The sequence below is a fragment of the Acidobacteriota bacterium genome, from assembly GCA_020845575.1.
Classification (GTDB): Bacteria; Acidobacteriota; Vicinamibacteria; order Vicinamibacterales; family Vicinamibacteraceae; genus Luteitalea.
The window spans coordinates 62,753-77,614 of sequence record JADLFL010000072.1; the positions used below are offsets into that span (position 1 = coordinate 62,753).

The window sequence follows — 14,862 nt, forward strand, 5'->3', positions numbered from 1 at the left end:
AAGCCCCTGGCCTCCATTGCGATGGGCAGCGCCAGGCTTCAGCCCGTTCGTCGGCGTTGGAACAGGCAGTAGACGGGGATGCCGGCGGCGAGGATGGCGATGCCGCCGAGCGACGGCAGGGGTTCGCGCCAGATCGCGTTGACGACCATCGCCACGCTGGCGACGACGAACAACCCGGGCGCCACGGGATAACCCAGAGCCTTGAACGGACGCGGCGCGTCCGGTTCCCGCCGCCGCAGCACGAAGAGTGCAAGCACGGCGATCCCGGCAAACAGCACCACGGTGAAGCCGGTGTAGTTCACGAGTTGGGCGAACGTCCCGGTGAGCACGAGTGACACGGCCCACACCGCCTGTGCCACGATCGCGGCGAGCGGCGTCTCCGTCTTCGGATTCACGCGGGCCGCAGCAGGCAGGAACAGGCCGTCGCGCGCCATGGCGTAGTAGACGCGCGGGCCCGCGAACACATTGGCGCTGATCGTACCGAGTGCGATGACGATGCCGACGGCAACGAGGACCGTCGCGGCTCCCGATCCGAACAGCACGTCCGCCGCGGCGTCCACCACCCGCACCTCCACGGTCGCCATCGTCCTGATGTCGAGCGCGTAGAGGTAGACGACGTTCATGGCCACGAACAGGGCCACCACGGCAATCGTGCCCATGGCGAGCGCCCGCGGCACGTTTCGCGCGGGATCCTTCACCTCCTCGGCGAGATACGACGCCGCATTCCAGCCCGAGTAACTGAACATCACGGGGACGAGCGCGAGCAGCACTCCCGACAGCGTCCACGACGCATCGGCACCTGCCGAGAAATGCGTCACCGATCCCTGACCCATCGACAAGCCCGCCGCCACGAACACGGCCAGCACCAGCACCTTGAACAGCGCGAGGACGTTCTGCACGACGCGCCCGGGTCCGATGCCCAGGCCGTGGACCACCGACAGCGAGACGATCACCACGATCGCCAGCAGTTGCTGCGGCGACAGGCCGACCGTCACGATGCCGAGCGAGACGCTGACCCAGGGAGTGGGGTTGCCCGCACCTGGAAAGAACCGGTCGAGCAGGCCGGCGAGTCCCATCGCGGTCGCGGCGATGGCTCCGGAGAAGCCCGCGACGAAGGATGCCCACCCGGTGAGGAACGCCGCCAGCGGTCCGAACGCCTCGCGCAGGTACACGTACTCACCGCCGGATTTCGGCCGGAGCGCGGCCAGTTCGGCGTAGGCCATCGCGCCGGCAAACGCGAGTGCGCCGCCGACGACCCACACCATGAGCATGGCCACGGGATGGCCGACCATCCCGGCGACGATGGCCGGCATGAAGAGGATGCCGCTGCCGATGACGTTCGAGACGACAACGGCTGCTGCATCGTACGCAGACAGCCGTCGTTCCAGATGACCTGCCGACCAAGCCGTGTCGGCATCCGGTGAATGAGGTGGCGTCACGGCTGCGCCGCCGGCGCCGGTGCAACAGCGAGCAACTGGCGCTCCACGATGCGCTCCTCCAGCTTCACCCACTGGTTGCCGCCCTGCTTGGCGAACAACTCCACCTGCACGTCCTGGAAGCCTTCGTGCTGGAACATCTCGATGCGCGCCTGTTCACCCGTGTAGCCGAACGGCGATCGCAGCGTGAACGGACCGGCGGTCTGCCCGGCCGGCAGGCCGTTGTAGTCGATGCCTCGAATGAGCTGCGCGCCGAGCTCCTCGGGATCGCCGATCACGCGGAACACCGCGTTGAACTGCACGGTGGTGATGGGGCGCGAGGCCTTGTTGCGCACCTGGAACGCGATCGTCGGCAGGAGCCTGCTCTGCCCCGACTCACTCCCCCCATCGTCGTACCCCGTCGTGAGATCGAGGATCTCGATGGCTTCCTGTACGGTGGCCGAAGAGCGACACCCCGCCGTGCAGAGCACGATCACAGCAAGAAGAACGAGCCGACGGTCGAGGCGCATCATGCCGCGGATTCTACCCGGTTGGCCGTGCGATCAGAATTCGCGCACGACGACACGCGTGCGTGCCTCGGCGCGCGTGAGCCGCTGCGCGCGAAACTCCACGAGGTCGGACACGCGCACGCTGAGCGTCACGGTGACCATGTCGGACACGGCATCGGGGAACGCGACGTAGCCGGCATCGCGCGCCGCCACTGTGACCCACTCGGCGTTGGGCAGGTCGAGCGAGCCGCCGTAGTCGAGCACCGCATCGACGAGCGCGCGCTTGACCTCGTCTTCGTAGGCCACGCTCGGATCCGCCTCCACTGCGACGGCCACTTCCGGTGGGGGCGCCGGTGCCGGACCTGCCGCGAGCGTGGGCTCGGACATGGCCGATGCGGCGGCAATGCCCTGTCCTGACGCCGGCGCGGCGTCAGCGCGTTCGGGAACCGCCTGCGGCGGTGACGCCGTCCGCCGCGCTGTGGTGGCACCGGGCTGCAATTGGAGCTCGACCGTACGGATAGCGCGTTCCAGATCGGCGCGTACCGCCGGGTCCACCTCTGCTGCCGCCACCTTCTGCAGCGACGCGATGACGCGTTCATCGCGATCCTGGCTCAGCACGCGCAGCGCCCAGTTCACGCTCTCGCTGAGGCGCGGCACTTCAACCGAGAAGAACAGACCGTAGCCGTCGATGCGGAAGCCTTGCGCGCGCGGCGCGCCAGCGAGCGCGAGCACGTCCGACGTGACGGCACGCAACCGGCGACGCATGAGGTCGGCGGCATGTTGCACGGCGCGCTCCAGCACATGCTCCATCTGCCGCACGTGGTAGCGCGCGGTGAGCGTGGCTCCGCGACCGGCATCGCCCGTTCCGGTACTCGGCGACATGCCTGGTACTGGCGGCTGATGTCCCTGCGCGCGGACCGGCGATGCGGCGACCACGATGACCAGTCCGAGCGTGGCAGCAAGGTATCGGGTACCGGGCATCGGGCACCGGGCACCGAACAGTCGCGCACCGGGCGATACCGGCGGGGTACGCGGCAACCGGCAGCCGGCAGCCGGCAACCGGGTACCCCACATCGCCAGATGGAGCGAAGGGGTTTCAACCCCTTCGGGGTCTCGGTCGACGAGAGGTGTGCTCGACGCAGTCACGGGAGTAAAGACGCCGGGATCAGGGGCGCGGCTGTTGTGCGGCCACGCGGCGCAGCAGGTCGTTGCGCTGCTGCTCGATCTTGCGGAAGGCCTGTTCCACCTGGACGATGTCGCCCTGGCGCTGCAATTCGAACTGACGGCCGAGCTCGGTGACGCGCAGTGCGAGGTTGCTCTGCTGGCGGATTTCGCTCTGGTCGATCAGTTCCTGGATGCGCTGGAGGAGCTGTGCATCGGTCATCGTGCGGCCAGCCGGCGCCGGAGCTGCCGCCAACGCGGCACGCATCGGCACGGCGTCCTGTGCCTGCCGCGATTCGGCGAGCAGGCGCGACACGTCAGTCCTGATCTGCGTGGCGAGCAGGTCCATGTCCTGCCGCCAGGGCGGCTCGCCCGCCGACGCGGCGCTGACCCATGCCTGTGCAGGCGAGGCCGATGTCATCGACACGGGCGTGGCCTCGGCAGCCTGGGGTGCCGCGCTCGCATCCACCGCCGACGCCGGGACGACGCCCGCCTGAGCGGACCTGATCTCGTCACGCGACACGCCCGTCCGGATGCGCAGGCCGTCTGTGCCGTACGAAATGTCGAGTTGCGCGAGTGAGACGGCCGACGCCAGCACCAGCACCGCGGCGGCGGCAAGGCCGCCACGCCAGAGCATCGACCGGTACGGAGACGCGGGTTCCTGCCTGACGAGGGCGAACCCGAGAGGGAGGCGTGGAGCGTGCCAGGCGCCGAGCATCCCGCGTGTGCCGTCGAGGGCGGTCAGGGCTTCGGCACACCGAGGGCACCTGTCCACATGTGTGTGGAGCACCGCTCGTTCATCGGCAGTCCCCTCATCGTCGTAGAGCAGGACGAGGAGGGATTCGGGATCAGGGCAGCGCTTCACATCGATCATCGATCGTCGCCGTCAGTGGCGACGGGCCTCCATTCCAGAAGCAGGTCGTGCATCGGGAAGCACCACGTCAGCCGTGATGCCCTGCCGCTCCAGTTCACGCCGGAGCACGACCAGTCCCTGGTAGAGCCGCGTCTTCACTGTGCTCAGGGGGCAGTCCAGCAGATCGGCGATCTCCTGGAAGGTCAGCCCCTGGTATTCCTTGAGGACGATGGCCTTGCGCTGATCTTCGCTCAGCGCCTTCATCGCCCGGTTCACTGCGGCGCCGAGATCGCGCCGCGCCACGAGATCCTCGACCGACTCGACGGGCCCATGTTCGCCCGCGAGCTCGATCACGTCCACACCTTCGGGCGTCTCGACAAACGGCGCCCGCTTCTGCCGCCGGATCCAGTCGCGGCAGAGATTCAGCGTGATCCGATACAGCCAGGACGAGAACTTGGCGTCGCCGCGGAAGCCACCGAGCGACCGGTACGCACGGAGGAACGCCTCCTGCACCAGATCGCGCGCCTCTTCCTCGCGCCCGATCACTCGGTACGCCAGGGCATAGATCGGCCGCTCCCAGCGAACCACCAGCTGGTTGAAGCTGTCCATGTCGCCACCCGCCGAGCGGGCGACGAGTTCCTCGTCGCTGGACGTCATCTGCGCAGTGGACCCCGGGGCATCGCCTCCCCGTGTCCTGTTCTTCTGACGCCCAGGCGTCGAATTGGTCGGGACGGACACCGCGACGTCTCCGAAATGGTCTCCAGTGAGGACAGAAACGGACATTGGCACGCTCCTGTGTCAGGACAGTGCAAGGAGAATGCCGGGGCCGGCTGTTAGGATCCCTCCGTGTTGCAGTTGGTGGGGCTTCGCAAGGCGTTCGCCGATCGGGTGTTGCTCGACAACGTGACGTGGCAGCTCAACGCGCGGGATCGCGTGGGGCTGTGCGGGCCGAACGGCGCGGGCAAGACCACGCTCATGAAGATCCTGGCGCGGCTCGACGAGCCCGACGCCGGTGAGGTGGTCACGCCGGCGGACCTTACCATCGGGTACCTGCCGCAGGACGGCCTGGAATACAGCGGCCGGACGCTTGCCGACGAGGCGCGCCAGGCGTTCGGGCCCCTGCTGGCTCTCGAAGAAGAACTGCGCCGGCTGGAGGATCAGCTCGGCGACACGTCCCTCGACGATGCGGCGCACGACGCGGTGCTGGTCAGGTACAGCGAGGCGCAGGAGGAATTCCGCCGGCTCGACGGTTACACCATGGACCTCCGCGTGGCCACGGTGCTTCGGGGCCTGGGCTTCGAGGAGGCCGACATGGCCAAGCCGACCGAGACCTTCTCCGGCGGCTGGCAGATGCGCATCGCGCTGGGCAAGCTCCTGCTGCAACGCCCGGCGCTGCTGCTCCTCGACGAACCGACCAACCACCTCGACCTCGACGCGCGCAACTGGCTGGAGGAATACCTCTCCGAGTATCCCGGCGCTGTGATGCTGGTCTCGCACGACAGGTACTTCCTCGACGCGTCCGTCACGCGCATCGCGGATCTCAGCTTCCGCACCATCACCGACTATCAGGGCAACTACTCGTTCTACCTCCGCGAGCATGAAGCGCGGATGGAGCGGCTGCGCACGATGAAGCGCGAGCAGGACGAGGAGGTGGCACGGATCCGCATGTTCGTCGATCGGTTCCGCTACAAGGCGACCAAGGCCGCCCAGGTGCAGAGCCGCATCAAGGCACTCGAGAAGATCGTCCCCATCGACGTGCCGCCCGAGCGCAAGAAGGTGCACTTCACCTTCCCCGACTGCGTGCGCAGCGGCCGCACGGTCCTCGAACTCGCGCACGCATCCAAGCGCTACGACGACAAGGTCGTGTTCAAGGACCTCTCGCTGCTCATCGAACGCGGCGATCGCGTGGCGCTCGTCGGGCCCAACGGCGCCGGCAAGTCCACGTTGATGCGAATGCTCTCCGGTGCCGAGGCGCCCGACACGGGTACGCGGACCGAGGGACATCAGGTGGTGACGCAGTACTTCGCGCAGGACGAGGCCAACAGGCTCGATCCGACGCGCACTGTGTACGAGACGCTCGCCGACGGCTCGCCCATGAACATGGTCCCGGCGATCCGAAACATCCTCGGCGGCTTCCTCTTCGCCGGCGACGATGTGTACAAGAAGGCGGGCGTGCTGTCCGGCGGCGAACGGACGCGGCTGGCCGTCGCGCGCATGCTGCTGCGCCCCGCCAACCTGCTGCTGCTCGACGAGCCGACCAATCATCTCGACCTCGACTCGAAGGACGTCCTGCTCGAATCGATCGAGAGCTTCACGGGGACGCTGCTCCTCGTGTCGCACGATCGCTACTTCGTCGACAGGCTGGCGACCAGGATCATCGCCGTCGGCCACGGCGAGGCCATCCTCTATCCCGGCACGTACGAGGAGTACCGCTGGAGCCAGGCGCAGCGCGACGCCGGCGCCGGTGCCGGCACCGGCGCCGCGACACCTGCCCGGACCACGCCTGCCCCTGCCGCGAAACGTGCGGCTGCCGCCACGAGCAGTCCCGCACCGGTCCCCCAGCCATCGACGGCTGCACGGAAGGGCCCCGCGCCGACATCGGCCCCTGCTGCGCAGGGTCGAGACACGACAGCCGTCGCGGCCCCGCAGGATCGCGACCAACGGAAGCGGCTCGAGGCGGAGCAGCGGCGCGCGCGGCGCGCCTGGGACGCGCATCAGGAGCGCGTCATCAGGGTCGAGAGTCGCATCGCCGAGTGCGAGCGTGAGATCAAGGCTCTCGAGGCCACCATGGGCACGCCGGGCTTCTACGACGATGCGGACGCGTCAAAGCCCGTGATCGACCGGCATCAGGCGCTGATGTGGGAGGTCGGCGACAGGATGTCCGAATGGGAAGCCCTGGTCGAGTCGGCCCCTGCAAAGCCATAACGATTCCGTCATCGACTTACAGATCTGTCCATCTGGGGCATCCGAAAAGGCGCCGGAGACGGCTCGGCGGCATACAGAAACGGCTGACCAGCATGCCAAACCGTAAGCGGCATGCACCTTGAATGTAATCGAGGCGTGTACGCGACGCGCGCCTCCCAGCTTGACCCGTTTCCGCCGCCCCCGGCGGGTCTCCGCGGCGACGATCTCGTCCCGGAACGGTTCTATCGCGATCTGATCGCCGGCATGCGGAATGGCGCGATCGTCATCCGCCGCGACGGCACCCTCGTGGCCATCAACGACGCGGCGTACGCGTCGCTGGACATGCTGCCCGGCGCCGCGGACATCGGACGCCAGATCGGGGCAGTGCTTGCCGATGTGCCCGAAATGGCCCGTGTTTTCGACCGCGCCTTCGGCACCGATCCGCTGCCCAACCGCGCGGAAGTGCGCCTGGCGCGCACCGGCCGGTCGATCGGATTCACCCTGTCACTCGTGAGGGACGGGCTCGGATCGGTGTCAGGAGCGGCGCTCTTCTTCCGCGATCTCACACGCGTGGAGCAGCTCGAAGAACGCGAGCGCCTCCGCGACAGACTGGCGGCGCTCGGCGAGATGGCGGCGGCCATCGCGCACGAGGTCAAGAACCCTCTCGCGGGCATCGAGGTGATGGCGGGCCTGCTCAAGCGTCGGCTGACCGACAATCCCGAGGCCCAGACGATGCTCGCCGACATCATCGGCGAAGCGAAGATGGCCAACGCCATCGTCCTCGAGGTGCTCGATTTCGTGCGGCCGGTACGGCTGCACGTGGAGGACGTGGGCCTGGCCTCGCTGCTGCACGACTCGCTGCACATGGCAGACAGCCAGGTGCCGCGCGGCGGAATCGTGGTGAGCGTGGACGTGCCGGAGAACCTGCCGCCCGTGCAGGGCGACGGTCACCAGTTGCGGCAGGTGTTCACCAATCTGCTGACCAACGCGTTCGAGGCGCTGGGCGGAGAGGGCCGCGTAATCGTGCAGGCCACCGCGCACGAGCGGCTGCCGCTGCCCGTCGCGCTCGATCACGCGCCGGCCCCCGGGGTCGAGCTCACCGTCATGGACGATGGGCCGGGTATCCCCGAGTCGCTGCGCGAGCGCATCTTCAATCCGTTCTTCACCACCAAGCCACGCGGATCGGGCCTGGGCCTCGCGATCGTCAGGAAGGTGATCGACGCGCACGAGGGCCGCATCGACGTGCAACCGGGCATGAACGGCTCGGGCACGTGCATCAGGCTCCTGCTGCCGTTGGCGCCGGCGCTCGACGCGCCGCTCGTGACACCCAAGGACGACGGCGCACCGGGCGGCCCGAGGCCACGCTAGCCGCGAGCACCGATCCGTAAGCCATAAGCCGTAAGCCGTAAGCCGTAAGCCGCAGGAAACTCGAACATGGGCCGCATTCTCGTAGCAGACGATCACGACTCACTCCGCCGCGCACTCGCGCGCGCGCTCACCGAAGCCGGGCACGAGGTCACCGAGGCCTCCAACGGCAACGGGGCCATCGAGCGGCTGCACGACACGAACTTCGACGTCGTGCTGAGCGACCTCAAGATGGGGGGCAGCGACGGCCTCGACGTGCTGCGCACGGCCAGGGCGCTGCAGCCGCAGTGCGCCGTCATCCTCATGACCGCGTTCGGCTCGGTCCACACGGCCGTGGAGGCGATGAAGATCGGCGCCTTCGACTACGTGCCCAAGCCGTTCGAAATCGAGGAGATGGAGGTCAAGATCGACAAGGCGCTCGAACATCGGCGCCTGAAGAACGAGGTGGACTACCTGCGCCACGAGCAGGGCGGCATCTACCAGTTCGACAACATCATCGGCGCGAGCGGCGCGCTGCAGCGCGTGCTCGACGTGGTGCGCAAGGTGGCCAAGAGCAACACCACCGTGCTCGTCAACGGCGAGACAGGCACCGGCAAGGAGCTGATCGCCGGCGCGATCCATCACAACTCCCTGCGGTCGGCGCGCAACTTCGTCAAGGTCAACTGCGCGGCGCTGCAGGAGAACCTGCTCGAGTCAGAGCTGTTCGGCCACGAGCGCGGCGCGTTCACGGGCGCCGACAAGCAGCGGATCGGCAGGTTCGAGCAGGCCGACGGCGGCACGCTGTTCCTCGACGAGATCGGCGACATGAGCGCCAACACGCAGGCCAAGATCCTGCGCGTGCTGCAGGAGCACGAGTTCGAGCGCCTCGGCGGCACGCGGACGATCCGCGTCGACGTACGCCTCATCGCGGCCACCAACAGGAATCTCGCGGCGATGGTCGAGGCCGGCGGGTTCCGCGAGGACCTCTACTACCGCCTCAACGTCGTGCAGATCGAGATGCCGCCCGTGCGCGACCGCAAGGACGACATCCCGGCCCTGACCAACTTCTTCATCAAGCGGTATGGCGTCGAACTGAAGAAGAAGATCGAGGGTGTGACGCCCGAGGCGCTCAAGCTCCTCATGCGCTACAACTGGCCGGGCAACATCCGCGAGCTCGAGAACACCGTGGAGCGCGCCGCGCTGCTCTGCGAGGAGCGTCTGATCGGCGCCGACGACCTGCGCATCGGCGGCACGAGCGCCACGCCCGAACAGGAAGGCGTCCACGCGTCGGTGAAGATCCCGCCGCAGGGCATCCCGCTCGAGGAGATCGAACGCCAGGCCGTGATCGAGGCGCTCAAGATGGCCAACTGGGTCCAGAAGGACGCCGCCGAGCTCCTGTCGATCAGTCCGCGCGTGATGAACTACAAGATCAAGACTCTGGGCATCGACTTCCCGCGGACCCGCAGAGCACCCGCACCCATGGGGATGGGGATGGTCATGTGACCCCTTTTCCCTTGGCCTTCGGGTGCGCCGCTCTATACACGTCCATGAGGTGTTGAAGGTTCACCTGCGTGTAGCGCTGGGTCGTGGTGAGCTCGACGTGGCCGAGCAGTTCCTGGATGGCGCGGAGGTCCGCGCCGCGTTCGAGCAAGTGGGTGGCGAACGAATGGCGGAGGGCGTGCGGGCTGATGCCGTATCGCGTGGTGCAGAGCGCGACGTAACGCGCCACGAGGCGGTGCACGCTGCGCGGCGTGAGGCGCGTGCCGCGGTAGTTCACAAACAGTGGTTCCTCGACGGCAGCGCGGCGGCGCACCGGCCCGCGTGATGCGGCATCCGCGTCCGCCTGCGCGACGAGAGCGAGGCGATCCTTCAACCAGCGCTTGACGGCGTCGGCCGCGCGCTGATGGCAGGGAACGAGGCGTTCCTTGCGACCCTTCCCCATCACGCGCACCATGCGCGTCGACAGGTTCACGTCCTCGACGTCGAGCGACACGAGCTCCGACAACCGCAGGCCGGACGCGTAGAACAACTCCAGGATCGCGGCGTCGCGCCTGCCGAGCGGCGTCGACGTGTCGGGCGTCTCGATGAGTGCCGTGACCTCGTCGACGGAGAGGACGTGTGGCACGCGCTGCTCGCGGCGTGGACTCCCCACCAGCGCCGCCGGGTCATCGTCTCGCACGCCTTCGTGGCGCAGGTAGCGCGCGAAGCTGCGGATCGCGGAGATGCGGCGCGCCGCCGACGCACGGCTGTTGCCGCGCGCGTGCAGCTCGCCGAGGAACCCCTTGATCGCGTCGGGTGTCACGTGCGCGGGCGTGAGCGCATGCCGCGGCGTGGATGAGGACGCCCCGAGGAAGTAGAGGAACTGCACGAGGTCCGCTTCGTAGTTGCGGACCGTGTGCTCCGAGGCGTTGCGATTGAGCGTGAGGTGATCGCTGAACGCGCGGATGGCATCGCGGAGCGGCGAGTCGACGTCGATGACGCGTGCGACAGGCGCCGGCGCGCGGCCGACGCGTGTCACCGCGGCGTCTCCGCGTGCGGCTCAGCGCTCTGCCTTGCGTCGAGCCCGGCCGTCCATGCGTCGAGCGCCTGCAGCGCGCGCGACGCCAGCGCTTCGTTGCGCAGAGCCTTCTTGCCGGGTCTGCCCGTCCGCGGCCCCTGCGGACGCTTCGGTGTCTCTGCCAGCGCCGGCATGATCCCGAACGTGATGTTGGTGGGTTGATAGTGCGCCGCGTCGGCGTGCGACACGTAGTGCGCCAGCGCGCCGATCGCCGTCTCGCGCGGTGCGATGGCCTCGGCGTCGCCACGTGCCTGACGCGCGGCGTTGATCCCCGCGAGCAGGCCCGATGCCGCCGATTCCACGTAGCCCTCGACGCCGGAGACCTGTCCGGCGAAGAACAGGTCCGGTCGCGCGCGCGTCTGCCACGTGGGGAGCAGCACCGTCGGGCCGTTGATGTACGTGTTGCGGTGCACCATGCCGAAGCGCACGAACTCGGCCTGTTCGAGGCCGGGAATCATGCGGAGCACGCGCGCCTGTTCGCCCCACTTCAACTGGGTCTGGAAGCCGACGAGACTGAAGTGATCGCCGGCCAGCGTGTCCTGGCGAAGCTGGACGACGGCGAAGGGAATGCGTCCCGTGCGCGGATCAGGCAGGCCGACGGGCTTCATCGGCCCGAAGCGCAGCGTGTCGCGCCCGCGGTGCGCCATCACTTCGATGGGTAAGCATCCCTCGAAGAATCGCACGCTGTCGAAGTCGTGGACCGTCGCGGATTCGGCGGCCACGAGCGCGTCGTAGAACGCGCGATACTGCGCCTCGTCCATCGGGCAATTCAGGTAGTCGCCCTGCCCATCGTCCACGCCGCACGCCGGCCCATCGGTCGCCTCATGCGCTCCGTGTCCGGTTGCCGGTTGCCGGTTGCCGGTTGCCGGCCCTGTGCTGCGACCCCATCGCGATGCGCGGAAGACCACCGACATGTCGATCGTGTCGGCGAGGACGATGGGGCTGATGGCGTCGTAGAAGGCGAGGTGCTCGGCGCCGACGAAGCGCTGGATGGCCTGCGAGAGCGCGTCCGACGTGAGCGGCCCTGTCGCGATGATGACGGGACCCGAGGTGACGCCCGTCTCGGGAATCGCCGCAATCTCTTCGCGTACGACGTCGATCAACGGATGCGAGACGACAGCGTCGGTGACGGCTTCGGCGAAACGCACGCGATCGACGGCGAGAGCAGCGCCTGCCGGCACACGCGTCGCATCGGCGCAGCGCATGACGATGGAGCCGAGGCGCCGCATCTCCTCCTTCAGCACGCCGACGGCGTTGTCGAGTTTGTCGCCACGGAAGCTGTTGGAGCAGACGAGTTCGGCGAGCCGATCCGTCTGATGGACGAGCGTAGGGCGCACCGGGCGCATCTCGTGCAGGCGCACGCGCACGCCGCGCGATGCGACCTGCCAGGCCGCCTCGCATCCCGCCAGGCCGCCGCCGATGATGGTCACCACGGGTGTCGTGTGGCTCACGCCGATCGCTTCGTCGTCCGCTTGCGCGCCGCGGGGGCCTTGCGCGCACCGGTGCGCGCCGACGCGCGGCCGCGTCCCTTCCGCGCGGGCGCACCCTCGCGGGCCTTGAGGAGACCGACGGCTTCTTCGAGCGTCAGCGCATCGACGGCAACGTCCTTCGGCACCGAGGCATTCGTCGTGCCGTCCGTGACGTACGGACCATAGCGCCCTTCGAGGATCTCCACCTTCGCCTGCGAATCGGGGTGCACGCCCACTTCGCGCAGCACCGTGCGCGTCGCCGTGCGCCGCCGCCCCTTCTTCTCCTGCTTGAAGAGCTCGATGGCCTGATCCAGCGTGACGCCGAAGACCTCCGCATCGCCGGCGAGCGAGCGGAATTCGTCGCCGCGCTTCACGTACGGACCGAAGCGACCGAAGTTGGCGATGATGTCGAGCCCGGCTTCGGCGTCGTGTCCCACCAGACGCGGCAGCGACAGGAGTTCCAGCGCGCGCGCGAGCGTCAGCGTGTCCGGCCGATCGTTCTTGGTCAGCGACGCTCGACGCGGCTTTTCCTTGCTGCCCTTCTCCGGCACCTCGCCAAGCTGCACGTACGGACCGAACCTGCCGGTGAGTACGTACACGGGAAGGCCCGTCTTCGGATCGGCGCCGAGACTCTTGGGACCTTCGGTGCGCTCCTTCAACAGCGTGATCGCCTGCGCGAGCGTGAAGTCGGCGGGTGCGACGTCCTCGGGGATCGACGCATTGGCATCGCCGAGCTGCACGTACGCGCCGTACCGGCCGATGCGCACGACGACCTTCTGGCCGGTGCCGGGATCGATACCGAGCTCGATCGCCGGATAGTCGATGCGGTCCTCGTTGGTCACGAGGTGACGCAGGCCCGGCCAGGCGTCCTCGCCGTTGTAGAACTGCTCGAGGAAGCGCGTGCGGTCCAGATCGCCGTTCGAGATCTGGTCGAGATCCTCCTCGACACGACCGGTGAAGCCAAGCTCGACGAGCTGTCCGAAGTGCGCCTTGAGCAGGTGCGTGACGGCGAACGCGGTGTAGCTCGGGACGAGCGCCTTGCCCTGCCGCCACACGTAGCCGCGACGCTCGATGGTCTGGATGATCGACGCGTACGTCGACGGACGGCCGATGCCGTCCTCTTCGAGCCGCTTCACGAGCGACGCGTCCGTGTACCGCGCGGGTGGCAGCGTTTCGTGCGCCTTCGGATCGAGGCTCGCGAGCGTGAGCGGCCCCTGGCCGGGTGCCGTCACGCGATCGCCGACGGCCAGCTTCGGCAGGATCGTCTCCTGATCGCCGAGCTCGCCTGCCGGGTCGTCGCTGCCCTCGACGTACGCGCGCAGGAACCCCGCGAACTGGATGGCCTTGCCCGTCGCGGTGAATACGTGCGCCTGGCCGTCAGCCCCCGTGGCCGTGATCTCGAGCGTGGTGCGCAGCAGGCGCGCATCGGTCATCTGCGACGCGACGGTGCGTTTCCAGATCAGGTCGTACAGGCGCGCCTCGTCGGGCGGCAACGACAGCGACTGCGGCGTCTGCACGAAGTCGGTCGGACGGATCGCCTCGTGCGCCTCCTGCGCGTTCTTGACCTTGGTCTGGTACTGCCGCGGACCACCGTAGAACGCGTCGCCGTACAGACCGCGAATCGCCTTGGCCGACTCACGCAATGCCTTGTCGCTCAGCGTCGTCGAGTCCGTGCGGTGATAGGAGATGACGCCGTCCTGGAAGAGGCGCTGCGCGGCGCTCATCGTGCGGTCGGCGGAGAACCCGAGCTTGCGGTTCGCTTCCTGCTGCAGCGTCGACGTCGTGAACGGCGCCGACGGCCGTTGCGTCGTCGGCTTCTCCTCGACACCCGTCACCGACCACGGCAGCCGTCCGGCGAGGTCGTCGCGCATGGTGCGTGCCGCGGCCTCGTCCAGCAGTCGCGCCCCGCGACCGACGAGCGCGCCGGTGGTGGGATCGAAGTCCTTTCCCGTCGCCACGCGCGCATCGCCGACGCGCACCAGCGTTGCCGTGAATTGCGTTTCGCCCGATCGCAGGCGTGCGTCGAGATCCCAGTAGGTGCTGCGGTGGAACGCGCGGCGCTCCTCTTCGCGCTCGACGATCAGCCTGACGGCCACACTCTGGACGCGGCCGGCACTGAGGCCCGTCTGCACCTTCTTCCAGAGGACGGGCGACAGCATGTAGCCGTACAGCCTGTCGAGGATGCGGCGGCTCTCCTGCGCGTCGACGAGCTTGAGATCGATGTCGCGCGCGTGGGCGATCGCATCGCGCACGGCTTCCTCGGTGATCTCGTGGAAGACGATGCGCTTGACCACGCCCTTGGGCTTGAGCACTTCGCGGAGGTGCCAGCTGATGGACTCGCCTTCGCGGTCCGGGTCGGTGGCCAGCAGGACTTCGGGCGCGTCCTTCACCGCGGCCTTCAGTTCGCGCAGGCGCGGCTTTCTGTCCGCTGACTCGACGTAGTACGGCTTGAAGCCGTTGTCGACGTCGACGCCCATCCGGCCCCACGGCTGGTTCTTGATTTCCTTGGGGACCTCGCTCGCGTTCTCGGGGAGATCGCGCACGTGCCCCACGCTCGCCTCGACCCTGAAGTCGTGGCCCAGGAATCGGGCAAGGGTCTTGGCCTTGGCGGGTGATTCGACGATGACGAGGGGCTTGGACATTGCGTGCG

At 68.2% G+C, this 14,862-nt stretch carries 11 protein-coding genes; 3 read left to right on the forward strand and 8 right to left on the reverse strand.

Annotation, left to right across the window (positions count from 1 at the left end):
• Positions 1-38: 38 nt before the first annotated feature.
• The 5 genes from IT182_18450 to IT182_18470 all read right to left on the reverse strand — a co-directional run bounded on the left by IT182_18450 (position 39) and on the right by IT182_18470 (position 4,595).
• Positions 39-1,439: an amino acid permease gene (locus IT182_18450; GenBank protein ID MCC6165329.1), complete on the reverse strand. Its 1,401-nt coding sequence runs from the start codon at positions 1,437-1,439 to the stop codon at positions 39-41.
• On the reverse strand, positions 1,436-1,948 hold the full coding sequence (locus IT182_18455) for a hypothetical protein (protein MCC6165330.1): 513 nt from the start codon (positions 1,946-1,948) through the stop codon (positions 1,436-1,438). Before IT182_18455 ends, IT182_18450 begins: the two co-directional genes overlap by 4 nt.
• Before the next feature lie 30 nt (positions 1,949-1,978).
• Positions 1,979-2,905: a hypothetical protein gene (locus IT182_18460; GenBank protein MCC6165331.1), complete on the reverse strand. Its 927-nt coding sequence runs from the start codon at positions 2,903-2,905 to the stop codon at positions 1,979-1,981.
• 184 nt (positions 2,906-3,089) lie between these two features.
• Positions 3,090-3,959, reverse strand: a complete 870-nt coding sequence (locus IT182_18465; protein MCC6165332.1) for a hypothetical protein — start codon at positions 3,957-3,959, stop codon at positions 3,090-3,092.
• Positions 3,960-3,971: 12 nt separating this feature from the next.
• Positions 3,972-4,595 carry a sigma-70 family RNA polymerase sigma factor gene (locus IT182_18470; GenBank protein MCC6165333.1) on the reverse strand — a complete coding sequence of 208 codons (624 nt, stop codon included), beginning with the start codon at positions 4,593-4,595 and terminating at the stop codon, positions 3,972-3,974.
• Between the two features lie 189 nt (positions 4,596-4,784).
• Between IT182_18470 and IT182_18475 the strand changes: the two genes are divergently transcribed.
• The 3 genes from IT182_18475 (at position 4,785) to IT182_18485 (ending at position 9,689) form a co-directional block, all read left to right on the forward strand.
• Positions 4,785-6,863 (forward strand): ABC-F family ATP-binding cassette domain-containing protein, encoded by a 2,079-nt coding sequence (locus IT182_18475; protein MCC6165334.1) that lies wholly within the window; start codon positions 4,785-4,787, stop codon positions 6,861-6,863.
• Between the two features lie 135 nt (positions 6,864-6,998).
• Positions 6,999-8,210 (forward strand): hypothetical protein, encoded by a 1,212-nt coding sequence (locus IT182_18480; GenBank protein ID MCC6165335.1) that lies wholly within the window; start codon positions 6,999-7,001, stop codon positions 8,208-8,210.
• Between the two features lie 66 nt (positions 8,211-8,276).
• Positions 8,277-9,689 (forward strand): sigma-54-dependent Fis family transcriptional regulator, encoded by a 1,413-nt coding sequence (locus tag IT182_18485; protein ID MCC6165336.1) that lies wholly within the window; start codon positions 8,277-8,279, stop codon positions 9,687-9,689.
• Here the strand turns inward: IT182_18485 and IT182_18490 are convergent.
• From IT182_18490 to topA, 3 genes are all read right to left on the reverse strand, one after another.
• Positions 9,682-10,632, reverse strand: coding sequence for a tyrosine recombinase XerC (locus IT182_18490; GenBank protein ID MCC6165337.1), 951 nt, complete (start codon positions 10,630-10,632; stop codon positions 9,682-9,684). The two genes, IT182_18485 and IT182_18490, sit on opposite strands and share 8 nt — an antisense overlap.
• Before the next feature lie 68 nt (positions 10,633-10,700).
• Positions 10,701-12,194, reverse strand: a complete 1,494-nt coding sequence (gene trmFO / locus IT182_18495) for a methylenetetrahydrofolate--tRNA-(uracil(54)-C(5))-methyltransferase (FADH(2)-oxidizing) TrmFO (protein MCC6165338.1) — start codon at positions 12,192-12,194, stop codon at positions 10,701-10,703.
• Positions 12,191-14,854 carry a type I DNA topoisomerase gene (gene topA, locus IT182_18500; protein MCC6165339.1) on the reverse strand — a complete coding sequence of 888 codons (2,664 nt, stop codon included), beginning with the start codon at positions 14,852-14,854 and terminating at the stop codon, positions 12,191-12,193. The genes trmFO and topA overlap by 4 nt, the downstream gene beginning before the upstream one ends.
• Between the last annotated feature and the right edge of the window lie 8 nt (positions 14,855-14,862).